The following is a 20,129-nucleotide window of genomic DNA, read 5'->3' on the forward strand; positions in this document are numbered from 1 at the left end:
GAGCAAGCCCGCTCCCACATTTGTCTTGTGGTGGTTAAGCGGGGGCGTCGAGGTTCAGGTGCAGGTTGTCGATCAACCGGGTCGTGCCCAGGAAAGCGGCCACCAGGATCACCAGGTCACGGTCATCTGCCGTCGCTGGGCGCAGGGTCAGTGCATGGCGAATTTCCAGGTAATCAGGGCGAAAACCGGCGTCTTTGAGCTGCTCGATCTGCCGGGCCAGGAGCGCCGGGTAATCGCGTTCGCCCTGTTTGATTGTCTCGGCGATTTCGCTCAGCGTGCGGTACACCACCGGCGCGACGGCCCGCTGTTCTTCGCTGAGGAAACCATTGCGCGAGGACAGCGCCAGGCCATCGGCGGCCCGCACGGTGGGTTCGCCAATGATCTGGATCGGCATATTCAGGTCATGCACCAGCGCGCGAATCACCGCCAGTTGCTGGAAGTCTTTCTGGCCGAAGATCGCCAGGTCCGGCTGGACCATATTGAACAGCTTGCTGACCACTGTCGCCACACCTTCGAAATGCCCAGGACGGCTGGCGCCACACAGGCCTTCAGAGAGTTGCGGAACGCTGACGCGGGTCTGGCCGGCCATGCCGTCCGGGTACATTTCCTCGACCGTTGGCGCGAACAGCAGGTGACAGCCGGCTTGCAGCAGCTTCTCCTGGTCGGCGGCGAGGGTCCGCGGATATTTGTCGAGGTCTTCGCCAACACCGAACTGCAGCGGGTTGACGAAAATGCTCGCGACCACAAAGTCCACCCGCTGGGCAGCCTTGGTGACCAGCGCAACGTGGCCGCTGTGCAGGTTGCCCATGGTCGGCACGAAGCCGATACGTTTGCCTTCGCTGCGGGCACGGGCTACAGCGGCGCGCAGTTCGCGTACGGTCTTGACGGTGTTCATGCAGAGAATCCGTGTTCAGCGCCAGGGAAGGTCGCGGCTTTGACTTCGCTGACGTAAGCGCTCAGGGCCGCGTGAATGCTGTCTTTGCCGGCCATGAAGTTCTTCACGAACTTCGGTGCGCGGCCAGTGAGCGACAGGCCGAGCATGTCGTGCAGGACCAGCACTTGACCGTCGGTGGCGTTGCCGGCACCAATGCCGATCACCGGAATTTTCACGGCTTGAGTGATTTCGTGGGCCAACTCGCTCGGTACGCACTCGAGCAACAGCATCGCCGCGCCGGCCTGTTCCAGGGCAATTGCGTCCGCACGCATCTGCCGGGCCTGGTTTTCATTGCGGCCCTGGACTTTATAACCGCCCAGAATGTTCACCGACTGCGGCGTCAGCCCCATGTGTGCGCACACCGGGATACCGCGTTCGGCCAACAGGCGAATCGACTCGGCCAGCCACAGCGCGCCTTCGACCTTGACCATGTGCGCACCCGCCTGCATCAACTGGGCACTGTTGGTCATCGTTTGCTCGATGGTGGCATAAGCCATGAACGGCAGGTCAGCGAGGATCAAGGCGTCGGTGTTGCCACGCTTGACCGCCGCAACGTGGTAAGCCATTTCGGCGGTGGTCACCGGCAGGGTGCTGTCGTGTCCTTGCAACACCATGCCAAGGGAGTCGCCCACCAACAGCACTTCAACACCTGCCTCATTGCAGGCGTGGGCGAACGTGGCGTCGTAGCAGGTCAGCATGGTGATTTTTTCACCTTTTTGCTTCAGACCTTGCAGGGTGGTCAGGGTGATTGCTGGCATGAAAAGTTCCTCATTCAGGCGCTGTGGAAACTACTGCGAGTAACGCGCGTGATTCTTCATTTACTCAGGCGCACGGTCTCGTGTCGTGCTTGAAAAGCCTGGATTGCGCCCTGTAGTGCCGGGTTGGCGGCAGCGGGACGCCTATAGTCGTGAGGAGAACTCGGGAAGTCAATTGGATGTGTTACCGCAATGTTACGCCGCTGGTGTTACCTGTGGGAGCGGGCTTGCTCGCGAAGAACGATGACGCGGTACATCAGATGCACCGAGTCGTCAGCTTCGCGAGCAAGCCCGCTCCCACATAGGTCCGCGCGTCAAATCGTCGGGAGGCGTTCCAGCCCGACGAACGGACAAGCAGCGAGCAGTTCGCGCAGGTGGCGGCCGTCCGCCAGTTGCAGATCAGCTGGCGCCAGTTCGGCTAGCGGGTAGAGCACAAAGGCTCGGGCCTGCATGTGGTAGTGGGGGACTTTGAGGCGGGGCTCGTCGATCAGTCGATCGCCGAACAGCAGGATATCCAGATCCAGCGTACGCGGGCCCCAGCGTTCATGGCGCTCGCGACCCTGGTCGATTTCGATGGCTTGCAGTGCATCGAGCAGTTCAAGCGGCGCAAGCGTGCTGTCGAGCGCGGCCACCGCGTTGGTATAACGCGGCTGGCCCGGCAGCATGGAGTCGCTTTGATAGAAGGACGAAACCCCCACCAGCTCTGTCAGGGGTAACTGCGCGAGTGCTGCAACGGCGCTGCGCAATTGTTCCGTCGGGGCAGCGAGGTTACTGCCCATGCCAATGTAGATGCGTTCCATCGATTTACTCGCCCGACGTGCTCGGTGCGCCAGCGGCACGTTTGCGCTTGGCACCACCGCTGCGGCGACGTTTACGCGGCGCACCGCTGGCACCGTCGTCTTTGCCACTGAGGTCGCGGATCATGTCGCGGCGTTCGCTTTCGTTGGCGTCCTGATAGTCCGTCCACCATTCACCCAGACCGTTGGTCTGTTCGCCAGCGCTTTCACGCAGCAGCAGGAAGTCGTAACCGGCACGGAAACGCGGGTTGTCCAGCAACAGATCGGCACGCTTGCCGCTGCGACGTGGCAGGCGTTCCTGCATGTCCCAGATCTCTCGGATCGGCATGGTGAAGCGTTTTGGAATCGCGATGCGCTGGCACTGCTCGCTGATCAGTTCGTGAGCCGCTTCCTGCATGGCCGGAATCGGCGGCATGCCACGGTCCTGCAGGCGCAATACGCGGGCCGGCAGGGCAGGCCAAAGCAGGGCGGCGAACAGGAACGCTGGCGTCACGGGCTTGTTCTGTTTGATCCGCAGGTCGGTGTTGATCAGCGCTTCGCTGATCAAGGTGTGGGTGTAGGTCGGATTGCGCTCCAGTGCTTCGGCGCTGGCCGGGAACAGTGGATCGAACAACTGCAGGTCGACCAGCATCTCGAAGGTGTCCGCGGCATGACCCGAAAGGAACAACTTCAACACTTCTTCGAACAAACGTGCCGACGGGATCTCACGCAGCATCGGTGCCAGGCCGCGGATTGGCGCGGCACTGTGCTTCTCGATGCCGAAGTTCAGCTTGGCGGCGAAACGCACCGCGCGCAGCATCCGCACCGGGTCTTCCTGGTAACGCTGAGTCGGGTCGCCGATCAGACGGATCAGGTGATTGCGGATGTCGTGTACGCCGTTGGCGTAGTCGAGAATGCGCTCGCTGACCGGGTCGTAATACAGGGCGTTGATGGTGAAGTCGCGGCGTTGCGCGTCCTCTTCCAGAGTGCCATAAACATTGTCGCGCAAAATGCGCCCGCTTTCGTTACGCGAGGACTGGTTGCTGTCTTCCTCTTCGTCGTTTTGCGGGTGATTGGCGCGGAAGGTCGCGACTTCAATGATTTCGCGACCAAAATGGATGTGCACCAGTTTGAATCGGCGCCCGATGATCCGCGCATTGCGAAACTCGGCGCGAACCTGTTCCGGCGTGGCGCTGGTGGCGACGTCGAAATCCTTGGGTGTGATGTTGAGCAGCATGTCGCGCACGCAGCCACCGACCAGGTAAGCCTGGTAGCCGGCGTTCTGCAGGCGTTCGACGATGTTCACCGCATAACGGCTGAACTGCGCCCGTTGCAGCGAGTGTTGGCCGCTGTTGAGCACTTCAGGCGTGCTGCGAATGTGTTGCGTACGACGCAAGGGAGAACGGAATGACTGGAACAGCTTCTTCAGCATGGGATGCACTGTTTGAAGGAATGTTCGGCCAAAACGAAGAATGACCGCATGATGGGCGGGGATTCTAGCATTTAGTCGGGGGATGGTGTAGGAAGCTGCGTAAGGTCTCTGTAGCAGCTGTCGAGCTATGCGAGGCAGCGTTCGGCGGCGAAGCCGTCGTAGAACCTGAAATTGCGGTCTGTCAGGCAGTGTGAGGTGTATGCATTTACGACGGCTGCGCCGCCGAACGCAGCCTCGCGGGCTCGGCAGCTGCTACAGGTCGCCTTTGCCAAACGCCAGAAACCACAAGGGGAGCCGAAGCTCCCCAAGAAGTAGTTGCGTGCTCTATTTTTATTATTGGTTTCGGGCTTCTTGTTTTTGTGTAGCGCCCTTGCCATGAAGTTTTCCTTCATGGCCCTCCCAATCGGGAGCCAAGAGCAAACGGATTGCTTTGGTCGCTGTGTTGCAATGATCCAGTGATCCAACCAGTTCAGGCTCTGTCTTAGGGCAGTTTTTGTTGTTCTCGGCCTGGTTGCGGGGCAAGCCCCAAATACAACGCCTCTCCAAAAGAATCAGTTAGCTACGCCTCTCGCCGTCTTGTTTTTATTGTGCGTGAGTCGATTCGTCTTATTTTTATTGTCTTTTGCATTGCTTGTTATTGTTCTTGTACCAAACATATAGCAGGTGCCGTGCCAACTTTTTCGAGCTCCAGTAAAACAAGGGGTTAGGTGCCTTAATCGCTTTTTTCAAGGCCAAAAAAAGCCGGGGCTTCGTTACCGTAAGCCCCGGATTCTGTTACGAGAAAAAGCTGCGGTAACAGTTTTTTCACAATGTCATGTGTTACTCGCGCACTCGACAGGTGATGTTCAGCTCTCGCTGGCCACGCCGGTCTTGCGCCGCGGGATGCCCAGGCGCTGACGACGCTCCCACAGGCATTTGCGACTGACCCCGAGTTTGCGAGCCAGCTCGGTTTCGGTCATGTGGTCCTGGTGCTCGAGGACGAAGTGCTGGAAGTAGTCTTCCAGTGACAGGTCTTCGGTGGGCTCGTGGCTGGTGTTACCGGCGCTGCCCTGTTGCGGTGCCAGGCCGATGAACTCGTCATCTTCAAGGTCACTGAGCTCGATATCGATGCCCAACAGCTCGGCAGAAATCTCCGGGCTCTCACAGAGGATGACGGCGCGCTCGACGGCGTTTTCCAGTTCGCGCACGTTACCCGGCCAGGAGTAATGACGAATCGCCTGTTCGGCGTCCGGAGCGAATTTCAGGTCGGTGCGACTCACGCGCGCGCTCTGGCGGGCGAGGAAAGCATTGGCGATTTCGTTGACGTCCGCGCCACGCTCACGCAGGGCCGGCAGTTTCAGGGCGATTACGTGGAGACGGTAATACAGGTCTTCACGGAACTGGCCGATCTTGGCCAGGCTCTTCAGGTCACGGTGGGTCGCGGCGATCAGACGTACGTCGACCTTCTGCGATTGCACCGAACCCACGCGGCGGATTTCACCTTCCTGCAACACGCGCAGCAAGCGCGCCTGGGCTTCAAGTGGCAGTTCGCCGATCTCATCAAGGAACAAGGTGCCGCCGTCGGCTGCTTCAACCAGCCCCGCGCGACCGGCGCTGGCACCGGTAAACGCGCCTTTCTCGTGGCCGAACAGTTCGGACTCGATCAGGCTTTCCGGGATGGCTGCGCAGTTCACCGAAATCATCGGCGCCTTGGCGCGTTTGGACAGGTTGTGCAGGGCGCGGGCCACCAGCTCTTTACCGGTGCCTGATTCGCCCTGAATCAACACATTGGAATCGGTGGGGGCAACTTTACGGATTTTTCCGTACAGATCCTGCATCGGTGGGCAGGAACCGATGATACCGATTTCGCCATTACTGTTATCGACAGCGGACTTCGCCGAGCCGTTGGCTGCTTTGCCGACCGCAGGTTCACCCGCGGAGCTTTGCGCCGATTGCCGGTCACGCAGAATGCGTGCGACGGCCTGGAGCATTTCGTCGTGGTCGAAAGGCTTGGCGATGTAGTCCACCGCGCCCATCTTCATCGAGTCGACTGCCGAGCGCAGGCTGGCGTAGCTGGTCATGATCAGCACCGGCTTGCCCTGGCCCAGCTTGATCAGTTCGGTGCCCGGTGCGCCAGGCAGGCGCAGGTCACTGACAATCAGGTCGAACGTGGGAATGCTGAAGCGTTCTTGTGCTTCCTGCACTGAACCGGCTTCGCTGACCTGGTACTGGTTACGTTCCAGCAGGCGGCGCAAGGCGGAGCGGATAATTGTTTCGTCTTCGACGATCAAAATGTGCGGCATTGATTCGATTCTCTCGACGGTCTCAGTTCACAGCGGACGTCGCTTCGACATGACGCGGTAAGGTCACCCGGATACGGGTGCCGCGTTGGCTTTGAGTGTCAGCCGGGCTGTCGATGGTGATTTGTCCATAATGCTCTTCAACGATGGAATAGACCAGTGCAAGGCCCAGACCGGTGCCTTCGCCAGGATCCTTGGTGGTGAAGAAGGGTTCGAACAATCGGTCCATGATGCTCGATGGGATACCGCTGCCCTCGTCTTCCACGATCAGATCGATCGTGTGTTCGTTGGCTTCACTTTTTACCCGTACCGCACTGCCGGCCGGCGATGCGTCGCGGGCGTTGGACAGCAGGTTGATCAGCACCTGGGCGAGCCGCTGCGGATCGCCATCGACCCAATGCTCGGGATCGCACAGGTTAAAGAACTGCACTTCGAAGTTGCGGCGGTTCAGCGCCAGCAGACCAATGGCATCCTGGGCCACTTCGGCCAGGCAGACCGGTTCGTCATTGTGCTGGTGACTACCGGCGTGGGCAAAGCTCATCAGCGACTGAACAATGCGTGACACGCGCTTGGTCTGTTCGAGGATTTGCCCGCTGATTTCCTTCAGCTCGCTGTCTTCTTCGCGCTCTTCGCGCAGGTTCTGCGCCAGGCAGGCGATGCCGGTGATCGGGTTGCCGATTTCATGGGCCACTCCGGCCGCCAGGCGACCGATGCTCGCCAAGCGTTCGGAGTGCACCAGTTTGTCTTCGAGCATCTGGGTTTCAGTCAGGTCTTCGACCAGCAATACCAAACCGCTGTTACCGGGCGCCAGCGGCTCGTCGATCGCTGCTTTGTGCAGGTTCAGCCAGCGTGTCTGGCCATCCAGCGCCAGGTGCTGTTTGTGCAAGTGCTCATCCGGCAGATTGATGAAGCCTTGCAGCAGTTCTTTCCACGGCTCGCCCAGGGTGGCCAGTCGCGAACCGACTACGCGCTGAGCGGCGATCCCGGTCAGCTCCTCCATGGCTTTGTTCCACATGAGGATTTCCTGATCCTTGGCCAGCGAACAAACGCCCATCGGCAGTTCTTGCAAGGTCTGGCGGTGATAGCGGCGCAGGGCATCGAGTTCGGCGGCAAGGCCGGTGAGGCGCGAGTGATAGTCCTCGAGGCGGCTTTCGATGAAGTGAATGTCTTCGGTGACGTAGTTTTCGCCGCCGGCCTTGTACGGCAGGAAGGTTTCGACCATGTCTTGCGCAACGCTCGGGCCCATCAGGCCGGAGAGGTTGGCTTCGATTCGGTCACGCAGGCGCCGCAAGGCGTACGGACGCCGCTCATCGAAAGGCAGATAAAGGTCACGCAACGCTTGTTCGACTTCTTTCTGGGCGGCTTTGGCGCCCAGCGGTTTGGCCAGTTGAGTGGCGAATTCCTGGGGGGACGCGGCGTGCAGTTCGCGGCGTTGCGGGCGACGTACATTGTCTACGGCGCAGGCTTCGGCGGCGCTGGCTTCTTCAGTGCTGGCGTTGGTGAACAGCGAGATCAGCGTGAACATCAGCACGTTGGCCGCCAAGGATGCGATCGCTGCCATGTGCCAACTGGTGTCGTCGAGCACATAGATCATGTTCAGCAGCGGAATATAGAAGCCCTGCAGATTGCCTACCAGCGGCAACAGCATGGTCACCAGCCAGACCAGAATCCCCGCCAGCAAACCGGCGATGAAGCCGCGACGGTTGGCGGTCGGCCAATAGAGGACGGACAGTACGCCGGGTAAAAACTGCAGGGTGGCGACGAACGCGACGATGCCCAGGTTGGCCAGGTCCTGCTCGGCGCCCAGCAGCAGGTAGAAACCATAACCGGCCATAATGATCGCGACGATCAAAGCGCGGCGGGTCCACTTCAGCCAGCGGTAGATGTTGCCTTCGGCCGGCGGCTGATAAAGCGGCAGCACCAGATGGTTCAGGGCCATCCCGGACAGCGCCAGGGTGGTGACGATGATCAGACCGCTGGCGGCTGACAATCCACCGACATAGGCCAGCAGTGCCAGGGCTTTGTTGTTGGCGGCGATACCGACGCCGAGCGTGAAGTATTCCGGATTGGTGGTGGCGCCGAGTTTCAGGCCTGCCCAGAGAATCAGCGGCACGGCCAGGCTCATCAGCAGGAGGAACAGCGGCAAGCCCCAGCTCGCACTCACCAGCGAACGCGGGTTGAGGTTTTCGGTGAAGGTCATGTGGTACATGTGCGGCATCACAATCGCCGAGGCGAAGAACACCAGCAGCAGCGTGCGCCATGGACCTTCTTGCAGCGGCGTGTGAAGGGCGGCGAGGGCGGTCTGGTTTTGCAGTAGCCAGACTTCCAGCTGTTGTGGGCCGTCGAACACGCCGTACAAGGCATAGAGGCCGACGCCGCCAATGGCGATCAGCTTGATCACCGATTCAAAGGCAATCGCGAACACCAGACCTTCGTGTTTCTCCCGGGTCGCGATATGCCGCGAACCGAAGAAAATCGTGAACAGGGTGATCAGTGCACAGAAACTCAGGGCGACCCGATGCTGCACCGGCTCACGGGTGAGGATGCCGATTGAGTCGGCCACTGCTTGAATCTGCAACGCCAGCAACGGCAGCACGCCGATCAGCATGAAAATCGTGGTCAGCGCGCCGGCCCAGGTGCTGCGAAAACGAAATGCAAACAGGTCGGCCAGAGAAGAAAGCTGATACGTGCGAGTGATCTTCAAAATCGGGTACAGCAACACTGGCGCCAACAGAAACGCCCCGGAGACCCCGAGGTAGCTGGACAGAAAGCCATAACCGTATTGATAGGCCAGACCGACTGTGCCGTAGAACGCCCAGGCGCTGGCGTAGACACCCAATGACAAGGTGTAGGTCAGCGGGTGGCGAATGATTGCCCGCGGGATCATTCCGCGTTCACTGATCCAGGCAACGCCGAACAGCACCGCAAGGTAAGCGGCGCTGATCAGGATCATCTGGGTCAGGCTAAAGCTCATCGGCATCTTTTTGGCTCTGGAGGATGAAGGTCACAACGATCAGAATCAGCCACAGCAGATAAGGGCGATACCAGGCGCCAGTGGCGTCGATCCACCAGTCCATGATGGCTGGGGAGAACAGATAGATCCCCACTACCAGGAGCAGGACCAAGCGATAGATGTACATCCCGGCCTCTCTTTATTGTGTGCGTGCCCGAAAACGTGCGGCGATGGTAACGGATGGGCGCCAAGCTGCAAGCTTAGTCAGTGTAATTGCGCTTCGGGCAGTGTCAGTGTGCGCGGGATTAACCTCGCATCCCAGTGCCTGATGCCCCAGTCCAGCACTTCCCTGGGGTTGGCATCGTCGAGTTCGCTGCCGGGGTTTTGCCCCAGCGCGCGCAGGGCACGCAGCAATAACGGTGTGGCTTGATCTTCGGTCAACGGCGGCGAGCGGTAGGACTTGCCGAGCTTATTGCCGTCCGGCTGGGTAATCAGCGGCAGGTGCAGATAGCGCGGTTGCGGCAGGCCGAGCAGTTCTTGCAGGTACAACTGACGCGGGGTGGAGTCGAGCAAGTCGGCACCGCGGACGATATCGGTGATGCCTTGCCAGGCGTCGTCGAGCACCACTGCCAGTTGATAAGCGTAGAGCCCGTCGCGCCGACGGATCACGAAGTCGCCGACTTCACGGCCCAGATGCTGGCGGTACTCGCCTTGCACCCGGTCGGTGAAGTGATATTCCAACTCCGGGACGCGCAAGCGGATCGCCGCGTCTTCGCTGGCGTGACCGGCGTTGCGGCACAGGCCTGGATAAATCCCGTGATAAGGCGCCAGTTTTTTGCGCGAGCAGGTGCAGGCGTAGGCCAGGCCGTGGTTGAAGAGTTGATTCAACACCTGCGCGTAGGCGTCGTGACGGTCGCTCTGGCGGACCATTTCGCCGTCCCATTCGAAACCGTAGCTTTCCAGTGCCCTGAGGATCGCCGCCTGGGCGCCGGGTTCCTCCCGAGGCGGGTCGAGGTCTTCCATGCGCAACAGCCAGCGGCCACCGACCGAGCGGGCGTCAAGGTACGAGGCCAATGCCGCGACCAGCGAGCCGAAGTGCAGGTGTCCACTGGGGGTGGGAGCGAAGCGCCCGATGTAGGCGGAGGATTTAATGGCAGTCATGGGCGCGATGTTACGTTGTCTGGTTCTGTAGGAGCACGGCTTGCCGGCGATGGCGCCCTTGAAATTGCCATCGCGAGCAAGCTTTGCTCCCACGGGCGTTCAGGCGCCAGAAACAAAAACGGAGCGTTTGCACGCTCCGTTCTTCGTTCAAATCGACGCTTATTTGCCGACTTGCTTTTCCTTGATTTCTGCAAGGGTCTTGCAGTCGACGCACATATCAGCGGTAGGGCGGGCTTCCAGGCGTTTGACGCCGATCTCGACACCGCAGGACTCGCACCAGCCGTATTCTTCGTCTTCGATCAGTTGCAGGGTCTTGTCGATTTTCTTGATCAGCTTGCGCTCCCGGTCGCGGGCACGCAGTTCGAGGCTGAATTCTTCTTCCTGACTGGCACGGTCGGCCGGGTCGGGGAAGTTGGCCGCTTCGTCTTTCATGTGATCAACAGTACGGTCGACTTCCTGCATCAAGTCCTGTTTCCACTTGTTCAGGATCTTGGTGAAGTGCGCGCGCATGGGCTGGCCCATGTACTCCTCGCCCTTCACTTCTTTGTAGGGTTCGAAGCCGCTGATCGACTGGTTCTGCTGTTGCTTTGCTTGGGTGGGCATGAAATGGACCGCCTCTACTCTTGTAATCCATTGCGCAGGATTGCTCCATCACCGACACCTGCCGGCCCTGCGGCTGCAAGCGGGCGAACTTACCAGATCAAATCGGAGCGCGCTACTCCCGGATGTCGAGGCTGCGCCCCGCAAGGCTTGCAAAAGTTTGCAAAGCCTTGTCTGGTGGGTCTGGAGACCTGATCAGATATTGATTTTAGTCAATCCTGAGCCTTATGTATCAGCTCTTTTACGGGTGAACTTCCGGTTGTGACCGCTTTAGGTTCTCGCTCGTTCCTGCGCTTGGGTAGAATCAATTCTTTTCCCCGTTGAAGGAAGGCTAATGGCTCAGCCCTACAGTGCGCGCAGCCGCGCTATCGAACCTTTCCATGTCATGGCATTGCTGGCGCGCGCCAATGAGTTGCAGGCGGCCGGACACGACGTGATTCACCTGGAAATCGGCGAACCGGACTTCACCACTGCCGAGCCGATCATCAAGGCCGGCCAGGCTGCGCTGACGGCGGGGAAAACCCGTTACACCGCCGCTCGCGGCATTCCAGAGTTGCGTGAAGCCATTTCGGGGTTTTATCAACAACGTTACGGGTTGAACATCGACCCACAGCGCATCCTGATCACGCCAGGCGGTTCTGGCGCGCTATTGCTGGCCAGCGCCTTGCTGGTCGATCCGGGTAAACACTGGCTGCTGGCCGACCCGGGCTACCCGTGCAACCGGCATTTCCTGCGGTTGGTGGAAGGCGCGGCGCAACTGGTGCCGGTCGGCCCGGACGTGCGCTATCAGCTGACGCCGGACCTGGTCGAGCGCTATTGGGACCACGACAGCGTCGGCGCGTTGGTCGCATCGCCGGCCAACCCGACCGGGACCATCCTGACCCGCGATGAGCTCGCAGGGTTGTCCGCCGCGATCAAGGCGCGCCACGGCCATCTGGTGGTGGACGAGATTTATCACGGCCTGACCTACGGCACCGACGCCGCCAGTGTGCTGGAAGTCGATGACAGCGCCTTTGTGTTGAACAGTTTCTCCAAGTATTTCGGCATGACCGGATGGCGCCTGGGTTGGCTGGTCGCCCCAATGGCGGCTGTCGGTGAGTTGGAAAAACTTGCGCAGAACCTTTACATCAGCGCGCCGAGCATGGCCCAGCATGCGGCGCTGGCCTGTTTCGAACCGGACACTTTGAGCATTCTTGAAGAGCGCCGGGCCGAGTTCGGGCGCCGGCGCGACTTCCTGCTACCAGCCTTGCGTGAGTTGGGTTTTGGAATCGCCGTGGAGCCGGAAGGCGCCTTCTATCTGTATGCGGACATCAGTGCCTTTGGCGGTGATGCGTTTGCCTTCTGCCGGCACTTCCTGGAAACCGAACACGTCGCCTTCACCCCAGGCCTGGATTTTGGCCGGTATCAGGCCGGTCATCACGTGCGGTTCGCCTACACCCAAAGCCTGCCGCGCTTGCAGGAAGCGGTACAGCGGATTGCCCGTGGCTTGCGGAGCTGGCAAGGCTGATGTACTTCAATCCTCCTCTCGAAGAAGGTCGACTGATTCGTCGTTACAAGCGTTTTCTCGCCGATATCGAAACCGTTGGCGGCGAGTTACTGACCATTCACTGTCCCAACACCGGGTCGATGTTCAACTGCATGGTCGAAGGAGGGCAGGTCTGGTTCAGCCGTTCCAACGATCCGAAACGCAAGCTGCCCGGTACCTGGGAAATCAGCGAAACTCCGCAAGGGCGGCTGGCCTGCGTGAATACGGCGCGGGCCAATGCCTTGATTGAAGAGGCGCTACGTGATGGTTTGATCACCGAGCTCAATGGCTTTACCGGGCTCAAGCGTGAAGTGCCGTACGGACAGGAAAACAGCCGGATCGATTTCCGCCTCGATTACCCGAGCGGCCCGGCGTTCGTCGAAGTCAAAAGCGTCACGCTGGGCTTCGACGGCTCGAAGGTCGCGGCGTTTCCGGATGCGGTGACTCAGCGCGGCGCCAAGCACTTGCGTGAGCTGGCGTGTCTGGCGCGGGACGGTGTCCGTGCGGTGCAATTGTACTGCGTCAATCTGACGGGGATCGACGCGGTGCGCCCGGCCGAGGAGATCGATCCGGGTTACGCGGCCGCTTTGCGTGAGGCGAAAGCGGCCGGGGTTGAAGTGTTGGCATACGGCGTGAGCCTGACCTCGCACGAGGTGCGCGTTGACCGTCGACTGGAGGTGTTGCTCGGCGCCTAGGCTCTGTACGAAAACTGCCTGCGCGTCGACCAGACTGCGTTAAAAACAGGCTCGGACGAACGGAGTGAGAACGTCCGAAGGACGGCCCGAAGGGGCCGCGCAGCGGATAATGCTCATTTAGACCCCTAAACTCCGCTTCCTCGCCTGTTTTTGCCTTGCCTGATCGCCGCTCGGCGAGTTTTCGCGCAGACCCTAAGGTTGAACCCAGATGCCTTGGCTGTCTTCGCGGCACGCCAGGGCACTGAGGGATTGCCCGGCGCAGGGACCGGCGACGCATTCACCGCTTTCGATCAAAAACAGCGCGCCATGGGTGGCGCACTGGATCAGGCTGGCGCTGGGGTCGAGAAACTGGTCGGGGTGCCATTCCAGTCCGACGCCGCGATGCGGGCAGCGATTTTCATATACATAGACCCGGCCTTCACGGCGTACGGCAAACAGCTTCTGACCGTCGATCTCGAAACCGCGGCTGCTGGCATCGACCAGATCGGCGCTGGTGCAAAGAAACTTCATGACTATCCTCAAGTGCCGAAGGCTTTGGCCTTTGGCGGTTACGCGGTACGCGTTCACTGGTTAGCAAATGTGTCTGTGCTTGACGTGCAAATGCAAACAATTATCAAATGGGTGTTTCGCCCGTGGTGGTTGTGCAGCTGACGACGCCTTGATCCTGCGGGAAAACTCCTCAAAGGAAACCCTGTTATGCGCCTGAGTACCAGCGCTATTGCGCTCTGTGTCGGACTTTTGGTGAACCATGGGGTCGCAGCGACCGAATTGCCGCAACGCTGGGTCAGTGCCGGGGGCGCTTTGTCGGAGTGGGTGAGTGCGTTGGGCGGTGAGTCGAAACTGGTCGGTGTCGATACCACCAGCCAACATCCCGAATCGCTCAAGGCTTTGCCGAGTATCGGTTATCAGCGGCAATTGTCGGCGGAGGGCATTCTGAGTTTGCGTCCGCAGATTCTCGTCGGCACCGAAGAAATGGGCCCGCCGCCGGTGTTGTCGCAGATTCGCAGTGCCGGGGTGCAGGTTGAACTGTTCTCTGCGCAGGCGGACCTGCCAACGCTGCAAGGCAACTTGCAGCACCTGGGTAAATTGCTCGGTAGCGAGCCGCAGGCCACAGCGTTGTTCGAAGGTTATCAACAGCAAATCGAACAGCAGAAAGCCTGGGTCAGCCAGGCTCAGGTCAAACAGAAGGCGCCGGGTGTGTTGCTGCTGCTGGGTCACGCTGGCGGCAAGCCGCTGATCGCTGGCAAGGACACCGCAGCCGATTGGCTGTTGCAGCAGGCGGGCGGGCATAACCTGGCGACCCACTCCGGTTACAAGCCGTTTTCCGTTGAGTCCCTGGCTGGCCTGACGCCAGACGTGTTGGTATTTGCCGACCGGGCGCTGACCGGTGACGCCGCGCGCACCGCATTGTTCAAGGAAAACCCGATTCTCGCTTCGACTCCGGCGGCCAGGGCCGGGCGAGTGTTCGAACTGGACCCGACCCTGCTGGTCGGCGGCTTGGGGCCGCGCTTGCCTGCGAGCCTGGTGAAGTTGTCCGCCGGGTTCTATCCCGCTGAATCAGCCAAGGCAAACACCGCCCCATGAGTACTCTGGTCAAACCTCGTTCGTTGTTCATTGGGCTGAGTCTGCTGTGTTTGTTGGCGATCTGGCTGTCATTGGCCCTGGGACCGGTCAGCTTGCCGCTGCTCGATACGTTGCGCGCCGCGATGCGGATGATTGGATTGCCGGTTCCTGCTGAAGGGTTGGAGCAGGCCGAACTGATTCTGGGGCAAATTCGCTTGCCGCGTACCTTGCTCGGTTTGGCGGTGGGCGGGGTGCTGGCTTTGTCTGGCGTGGCGATGCAGGGCCTGTTCCGCAATCCGCTGGCGGATCCGGGATTGGTCGGCGTTTCCAGTGGCGCCGCGCTGGGCGCGGCGATTGCGATTGTCGGCGGCTCGGTGTTTGGCGGCTTGCCTGAGGCGATCGGCTCTTACCTGTTATCGCTGTGTGCGTTTCTGGGTGGGCTCGGGGTGACGGCGCTGGTTTATCGTCTCGGTCGACGTAACGGCCAGACCAACGTGGCAACCATGTTGCTGGCGGGCATCGCCCTGACGGCGCTGGCCAGTTCGGCGGTGGGCTTGTTCACCTATCTGGCGGACGACGCGACCTTGCGTACGCTGACTTTCTGGAACCTGGGCAGCCTCAATGGCGCCAGCTATGCGCGACTCTGGCCATTGCTGCTGGTGAGCGCGGCGGTGGCGCTGTGGTTGCCGCGCCGGGCCAAGGCGTTGAATGCACTGTTGCTCGGCGAGTCCGAGGCCAGCCATTTAGGGATCAATGTTGAAGGGCTCAAGCGCGAGCTGGTGTTCTGTACCGCGCTGGGCGTCGGTGCCGCCGTTGCGGCGGCGGGGATGATCGGTTTTGTCGGGCTGGTGGTGCCGCATCTGGTGCGACTGCTGGCCGGTCCCGATCATCGTGTGCTGTTGCCAGCTTCGGTTCTGGCGGGCGCCAGCCTGTTGCTGTTTGCCGATCTGGTGGCGCGGTTGGCGCTGGCTCCGGCTGAATTGCCGATCGGCATCGTCACTGCGTTTATCGGCGCACCGTTCTTTCTGTATTTGCTGTTACGAGGTCGCGCCTGATGCTGCGAGTGGAAAATCTGCAGATCTGCCGCGGCAAGAAAATCGTTCTGGCGGACATCGATCTTGAGCTCAATCCAGGAGAAGTCCTCGGGGTGCTGGGCCCCAACGGTGCAGGTAAAAGCACGTTGCTCGGCGCTTTGTGTGGCGAGTTACGTCCTGATCATGGCCGTGTCTGGCTCGATCAGCGCGAACTGAGCCATTGGGATGGCGCACAACGGGCGCAACGCCTGGCGGTATTGCCGCAGACCTCGACCCTGGATTTTGCGTTCCGCGTCGAAGAAGTGGTCGGCATGGGGCGTTTGCCTCATCAAACAGGCCGGGTGCGCGATGATGAAATTGTCGCTGCCGCGTTGCAGGCCGCCGATGTCGGGCATTTGAGTGGCCGCAGTTACCTGGCGCTGTCTGGCGGTGAACGCCAGCGTGTGCACCTGGCGCGGGTATTGGCGCAGCTTTGGCCGGGGGAGGCTGGGCAAACCTTGCTGCTCGACGAGCCGACGTCGATGCTCGACCCGCTGCATCAGCACACCACCTTGCAGGCAATTCGTGAATTCGCTGACCGCGGGGCGGCGGTGCTGGTGATTCTGCATGATCTGAATCTGGCGGCGCGTTATTGTGATCGTATTCTGCTGCTCGAAAATGGCCGTCCGCATGCACTGGACTCGCCGCAGCAGGTGCTGCGGCCGGAACCTCTCAAAGCCGTGTTTGGGTTGGACGTATTGGTGCAGCCGCACCCGGAGCGCGGGCATCCGCTGATCATTGCCCGTTGAGGTGAGCTCATGCGTGGGATATTGATTCTGGCGCTTCTGTTACTGGGCGCCTGTCAAAACATGACGCCCAGTGCCATGGATCAACCGGCTGGCGTGATTCGCGATCTGCATAGCGGTCAGCGTCTGAGTGCGCAAGCGCTGGTCGAACGGTTGGCTGGCGCGCCACGGCTGATCGTTGGCGAGCAACATGACAATCCCGATCACCATCATGCGCAACTGTGGTTATTGCAGGCGCTGGCCCAGCGCCGGGCTCAAGGCAGCGTGTTGCTGGAAATGCTGACGCCGGATCAGCAAGCTCGTGTCGATGAAGTCCGTGCGTTGAACACCGCTCGCTGGCCTGCCGATTTGCCGGCGGCACTGGCCTGGCAATCGGGTTGGGACTGGAACCAGTATGGGCCGATTGTGCGGTATGCCCTGGCTCAGCCTTATCCGTTACTGGCGGCGAATCTGGATTCGGCTGACGTTCGGCGCATTTATAAGCAAGCGCCGGCCGTGAGCGGGCCCCGGTCCAATGCGGCAGCGGTCAAGAATGAGTTGCTGGCGCAGATTCGTGATTCCCATTGCGGGTTGTTACCCGAGCGCCGAATGCCGGCCATGCTGGCGGTTCAGCAACAACGTGATCGGCAAATGGCCGAACGACTGCTGGCAGCGCCCGCGCCGGCATTGTTGTTTGCCGGTGCTTATCACGCGCGACTGGACATTGGCGTGCCGGTCCATGTGCAGGATCTTGGTGAGCGTCCGGCGCCCGTGGTGGTGATGCTGGCGGAGAAGGGGGCTGAGGTCTCGTCGACATCGGCTGATTACGTCTGGTACACGGCCGCCCGACCCGCACAGGACTATTGCGCGCAAATGCGTCAATAAGCAGTCGACGTAACTCGCTAAGCACTTTTCGACAGGCAAAAAAAGACCCGGCAAGAGCCGGGTCAAATAACCGTGATTAGCCTGATGAGGAGATAATCTGAGAGTCCGAACCAATGGCCTTTCAGAAGATCAGCTGATCTCGCGATCAGTTGCGATAATCATAACGATTCTCATTTCTAAGTCAATCGATGTTTTCTGAATTCTTTTCTCTTTCGCCAAACACTTGTTTGGATTACCTGTAAATGCTGGACTTCAGACCTTGTGGCGTGACGAAATGGCTTCGAGCTGTTTATTGAGTGCGTCCTTGCGTTCGGCGGGGATGTCGTTCCAGTGCACGTCCATCAGCGCCCCCTCAATCGCATACAACAACACCTTCGATGCGCGAAACCCGCGAGTGCGCACCGCCCGATAAGCATCCACCGCCCCCAGGCGGCGCAGGTCCGAGGCGCTGTGGATGCCCACGGCATGCAGCCATTGCGCCGACGTCTTGCCAAGGTTTTTCAGGTGTTGCAGTTCATCATTCATCAAGCCTCCTTGCGACGGCCGAAGAGTGCGTGGGCGAGCCTCAAAGGAGTGTAGCGGTCAGTAGGAAAAGCGTGGTTGTTTGGTCAGTTTGAACGCAAAAGCTTCTAAGGCGTTCTGCCAGATAGTTCTGGAAAGGGCAGTAGGGGGAGTAGGAAAGGACTTCGCAAGGCAATGCATGCAGTCCGGCGCGGAGCGGGGGCGCCGGACTTCAGGTGACGGCAGGTGTTAGCGGGTGCGGTAGCGCAGGCGAGTACCGAAATTCATCGACATGAGAATTTCGTCAGCACTGAGTTCGGGCGGGAAGTAGGCACCGGAGATTTGCGCGTGGGCCAGGCTCGCACCTTCCAGAGAAGAATCACGAAAATCAATGCCACGCAGGTCGGCAGAGCGGAAGTAGGCGTCGCTGAAATCGATACCTTCGGCGTTCAGATCGCGCAGGTCGAGGCCACGGAAATCACCGCCCACCATATCGATAGGCCCGGACTTGGGCCTTTCACGATTGAAACCGGTGATATCGTCTTTGTGCAGCAGGGCATATAGAGGGGTGTCGAGAAGTTTTGGCTGGCTCATAGGATGTCACCTGTTGGTTTTATGGCGCCAGTATAGTGCCACTATTTTGTAGGCGTGAAGCCGGTTAGAGCTTCACGCCTGAAATAGTTTCTTACAGCCCTGGCAGACGCTGACGAATCTGCGCGACCACGGTGTCGAGGGTCCCGCTTTCATTGGTCTGAACGCGTTTGCTGCAGAGAATCTCTGCCGGTGTCAGCGGCTCGCGATTGGCTTGTTGAGCTGCGATAACAGCCAGGTTGGCGTCGGACGGATCGTTCTTGTCTGCCTGACGCTGCGCCAGCCAGCTCTCGATGACGGCTTGCGGTGCATTGCAATCAAGGATCAGGAACGGCGCCCCCGTTGCCTCGGCGATTTTTGCCGCGCTATCGCGTTGCTCACGCTTGAGGTAAGTCGCGTCGATGACTACCGGGAAGCCCGCGCGCAGAATTACATCGGCGATCTCATGCAGGCGGGTGTAGGTAGCGGCGCTGGCGTCAGCGCTGTAGATACCGGCTTGCGGGTCGTTTGGCACGTGCTGCTCGCCGAACAGACGCTTGCGCTCGACATCGGAACGCAGGCGAATCGCGCCCAGTGCTTCTACCAGTCGCATGGCTACGTGGCTTTTACCGACGGCGGAAACACCGTGGGTGATTGCCAGGAAACGCGATGGAATGGTGCTGTAGCTTTCCGCCAGGTTGGCGTAGTTGCGGTACTGGCGCAGGGTCGTGGCGCGCTGCACCGGATCGGCCTCGGCGGGCATGCTGAACAGACTGACCTTGGCGCGAACCAGTGCGCGGTAGGCTTTGTAGAAGTTCAGCAGCTCAAGGCCTTGATAATCGCCGGTCAGTTCCAGGTACTGGCTCATGAAGCGGCGAGCCAGGCTTTTCAGGCCACGGTCTTCGAGGTCCATTGCCAGGAAACCGGTGTCGGCATACACGTCGGTGAAGCGGAACGGTTCGTTGAACTCGATGCAGTCGAAAATCACCACCTTGCCGTCGATCACGGTGGCGTTGCCCAGATGGATGTCACCGTGGCACTCACGGATGAAACCTTCGGCTTTACGTTGGGCCAGTAGCGGTTTCAGGCGTTCGAAGCTGCTCTCGGCCCAGGCTTGCAGGGCGTCGAGTTGCAACAGGTCGGCTTTTTCGCTGAGGAACGGGCGGATTTGTTCGAAGTTCTGCCGCACAGGCGCCATGACGCTTTCAGGTGTGCCGGCTTCATGAGCTGCCGGAACCTTCGGTGCGTTGAGGTGGAACTGGGCGATCTGCTTGGCCATCTCGTCGATGTGTGCGGTCGTCAGTTCACCATTGGCTTGCAGGGTGCTGAGCAACTGGCTTTGTGGGAACTGGCGCATTTTCAGCGCGTAATCGAGTACTGGACCTGTGCCACCGAATTGCGGTGCTTCAACGCTGCCGGTGATTGGCAACACTTCAAGATACAAATCGTGGGTCAGACGCTGGTTCAGACGCAGCTCTTCGCCGCAGAAATGCTCGCGCGACTCAAGCCCTGTGAAGTCGAGGAAACCGAAGTTGACCGGCTTCTTCACTTTATAAGCGTAGGGGCCAGTGAGCAGCACCCAGGAGATGTGCGTCTCGATGACCTGGAAGCCCTCTACAGGATGAGGGTAGAGGGCCGGGTTTTGCAGGGCAGCGATCAGGGACTGGCTCACAGGTGATCCTTCAGAGTCTGGGAAAATTCA

At 60.1% G+C, this 20,129-nt stretch carries 20 protein-coding genes; 6 read left to right on the forward strand and 14 right to left on the reverse strand.

Translation table 11 applies throughout. The features are described 5' to 3' along the window. Positions 1–34 precede the first annotated feature (34 nt). The 10 genes from panC to dksA form a co-directional block, all read right to left on the reverse strand. Entirely contained in the window at positions 35–895 is an 861-nt protein-coding gene (gene panC, locus ACIPIN_RS22325) for a pantoate--beta-alanine ligase (RefSeq protein ID WP_401122182.1), read from the reverse strand. Continuing rightward, positions 892–1,692 (reverse strand): 3-methyl-2-oxobutanoate hydroxymethyltransferase, encoded by an 801-nt coding sequence (gene panB / locus ACIPIN_RS22330; protein WP_401122184.1) that lies wholly within the window; start codon positions 1,690–1,692, stop codon positions 892–894. The genes panC and panB overlap by 4 nt, the downstream gene beginning before the upstream one ends. Positions 1,693–2,003: 311 nt before the next feature. Beyond that, positions 2,004–2,489, reverse strand: coding sequence for a 2-amino-4-hydroxy-6-hydroxymethyldihydropteridine diphosphokinase (folK, locus tag ACIPIN_RS22335; protein ID WP_401122187.1), 486 nt, complete (start codon positions 2,487–2,489; stop codon positions 2,004–2,006). A 4-nt stretch (positions 2,490–2,493) separates the two neighbouring features. Next, on the reverse strand, positions 2,494–3,897 hold the full coding sequence (locus ACIPIN_RS22340; protein ID WP_401122190.1) for a polynucleotide adenylyltransferase PcnB: 1,404 nt from the start codon (positions 3,895–3,897) through the stop codon (positions 2,494–2,496). Positions 3,898–4,022: 125 nt separating this feature from the next. Continuing rightward, on the reverse strand, positions 4,023–4,289 hold the full coding sequence (locus tag ACIPIN_RS22345) for a hypothetical protein (RefSeq protein ID WP_401122193.1): 267 nt from the start codon (positions 4,287–4,289) through the stop codon (positions 4,023–4,025). A 453-nt stretch (positions 4,290–4,742) separates the two neighbouring features. Further along, entirely contained in the window at positions 4,743–6,179 is a 1,437-nt protein-coding gene (locus ACIPIN_RS22350; protein ID WP_401122196.1) for a sigma-54-dependent transcriptional regulator, read from the reverse strand. A 22-nt stretch (positions 6,180–6,201) separates the two neighbouring features. Next, complete coding sequence (locus ACIPIN_RS22355) at positions 6,202–9,156, reverse strand: sensor histidine kinase (RefSeq protein WP_401122198.1); 2,955 nt, start codon at positions 9,154–9,156, stop codon at positions 6,202–6,204. Beyond that, on the reverse strand, positions 9,140–9,316 hold the full coding sequence (locus tag ACIPIN_RS22360; RefSeq protein WP_003176118.1) for a hypothetical protein: 177 nt from the start codon (positions 9,314–9,316) through the stop codon (positions 9,140–9,142). The genes ACIPIN_RS22355 and ACIPIN_RS22360 overlap by 17 nt, the downstream gene beginning before the upstream one ends. Before the next feature lie 77 nt (positions 9,317–9,393). Further along, entirely contained in the window at positions 9,394–10,290 is an 897-nt protein-coding gene (gene gluQRS, locus ACIPIN_RS22365; protein WP_401122200.1) for a tRNA glutamyl-Q(34) synthetase GluQRS, read from the reverse strand. 159 nt (positions 10,291–10,449) lie between these two features. Continuing rightward, on the reverse strand, positions 10,450–10,893 hold the full coding sequence (gene dksA, locus ACIPIN_RS22370) for an RNA polymerase-binding protein DksA (protein ID WP_123423639.1): 444 nt from the start codon (positions 10,891–10,893) through the stop codon (positions 10,450–10,452). 331 nt (positions 10,894–11,224) lie between these two features. Here dksA and ACIPIN_RS22375 point away from each other — a divergent pair, with 331 nt between their 5' ends. Both ACIPIN_RS22375 and sfsA read left to right on the forward strand, forming a co-directional pair. Further along, positions 11,225–12,397: a pyridoxal phosphate-dependent aminotransferase gene (locus ACIPIN_RS22375; protein WP_401122203.1), complete on the forward strand. Its 1,173-nt coding sequence runs from the start codon at positions 11,225–11,227 to the stop codon at positions 12,395–12,397. Then, positions 12,397–13,110, forward strand: coding sequence for a DNA/RNA nuclease SfsA (gene sfsA, locus ACIPIN_RS22380; protein ID WP_401122206.1), 714 nt, complete (start codon positions 12,397–12,399; stop codon positions 13,108–13,110). The genes ACIPIN_RS22375 and sfsA overlap by 1 nt, the downstream gene beginning before the upstream one ends. A 192-nt stretch (positions 13,111–13,302) precedes the next feature. On the opposite strand, the gene ACIPIN_RS22385 is transcribed toward sfsA, so the two are convergent. Continuing rightward, a complete protein-coding gene (locus ACIPIN_RS22385; RefSeq protein ID WP_401122209.1) occupies positions 13,303–13,620 on the reverse strand; it encodes a Rieske (2Fe-2S) protein in 318 nt (105 codons plus the stop codon). Between the two features lie 186 nt (positions 13,621–13,806). On the opposite strand from ACIPIN_RS22385, the gene ACIPIN_RS22390 reads away from it, so the two are divergent. Genes ACIPIN_RS22390 through ACIPIN_RS22405 form a run of 4 tightly spaced genes read left to right on the forward strand, consistent with a single transcriptional unit; the run spans position 13,807 to position 17,356 of the window. Further along, the gene (locus ACIPIN_RS22390) at positions 13,807–14,694 is read left to right on the forward strand and encodes a hemin ABC transporter substrate-binding protein (RefSeq protein WP_401122212.1); all 888 of its coding nucleotides are present in this window, start codon (positions 13,807–13,809) and stop codon (positions 14,692–14,694) included. A gap of 50 nt (positions 14,695–14,744) precedes the next feature. Further along, complete coding sequence (locus ACIPIN_RS22395) at positions 14,745–15,728, forward strand: FecCD family ABC transporter permease (protein ID WP_401122251.1); 984 nt, start codon at positions 14,745–14,747, stop codon at positions 15,726–15,728. Beyond that, entirely contained in the window at positions 15,728–16,495 is a 768-nt protein-coding gene (locus ACIPIN_RS22400; protein WP_401122214.1) for a heme ABC transporter ATP-binding protein, read from the forward strand. The genes ACIPIN_RS22395 and ACIPIN_RS22400 overlap by 1 nt, the downstream gene beginning before the upstream one ends. Positions 16,496–16,504: 9 nt before the next feature. Further along, a complete protein-coding gene (locus tag ACIPIN_RS22405) occupies positions 16,505–17,356 on the forward strand; it encodes a ChaN family lipoprotein (RefSeq protein WP_401122216.1) in 852 nt (283 codons plus the stop codon). 252 nt (positions 17,357–17,608) lie between these two features. On the opposite strand, the gene ACIPIN_RS22410 is transcribed toward ACIPIN_RS22405, so the two are convergent. The 3 genes from ACIPIN_RS22410 to ACIPIN_RS22420 form a co-directional block, all read right to left on the reverse strand. After that, entirely contained in the window at positions 17,609–17,881 is a 273-nt protein-coding gene (locus ACIPIN_RS22410; protein ID WP_123423647.1) for a TfoX/Sxy family protein, read from the reverse strand. 225 nt (positions 17,882–18,106) lie between these two features. Continuing rightward, on the reverse strand, positions 18,107–18,451 hold the full coding sequence (locus ACIPIN_RS22415; RefSeq protein ID WP_401122219.1) for a pentapeptide repeat-containing protein: 345 nt from the start codon (positions 18,449–18,451) through the stop codon (positions 18,107–18,109). 91 nt (positions 18,452–18,542) lie between these two features. Continuing rightward, positions 18,543–20,099 carry an AAA family ATPase gene (locus tag ACIPIN_RS22420; RefSeq protein WP_401122223.1) on the reverse strand — a complete coding sequence of 519 codons (1,557 nt, stop codon included), beginning with the start codon at positions 20,097–20,099 and terminating at the stop codon, positions 18,543–18,545. Between the last annotated feature and the right edge of the window lie 30 nt (positions 20,100–20,129).

Origin of the sequence: Pseudomonas sp. NPDC087697 (genome assembly GCF_044743155.1) — a bacterium.
Taxonomy (GTDB): Bacteria; Pseudomonadota; Gammaproteobacteria; order Pseudomonadales; family Pseudomonadaceae; genus Aquipseudomonas.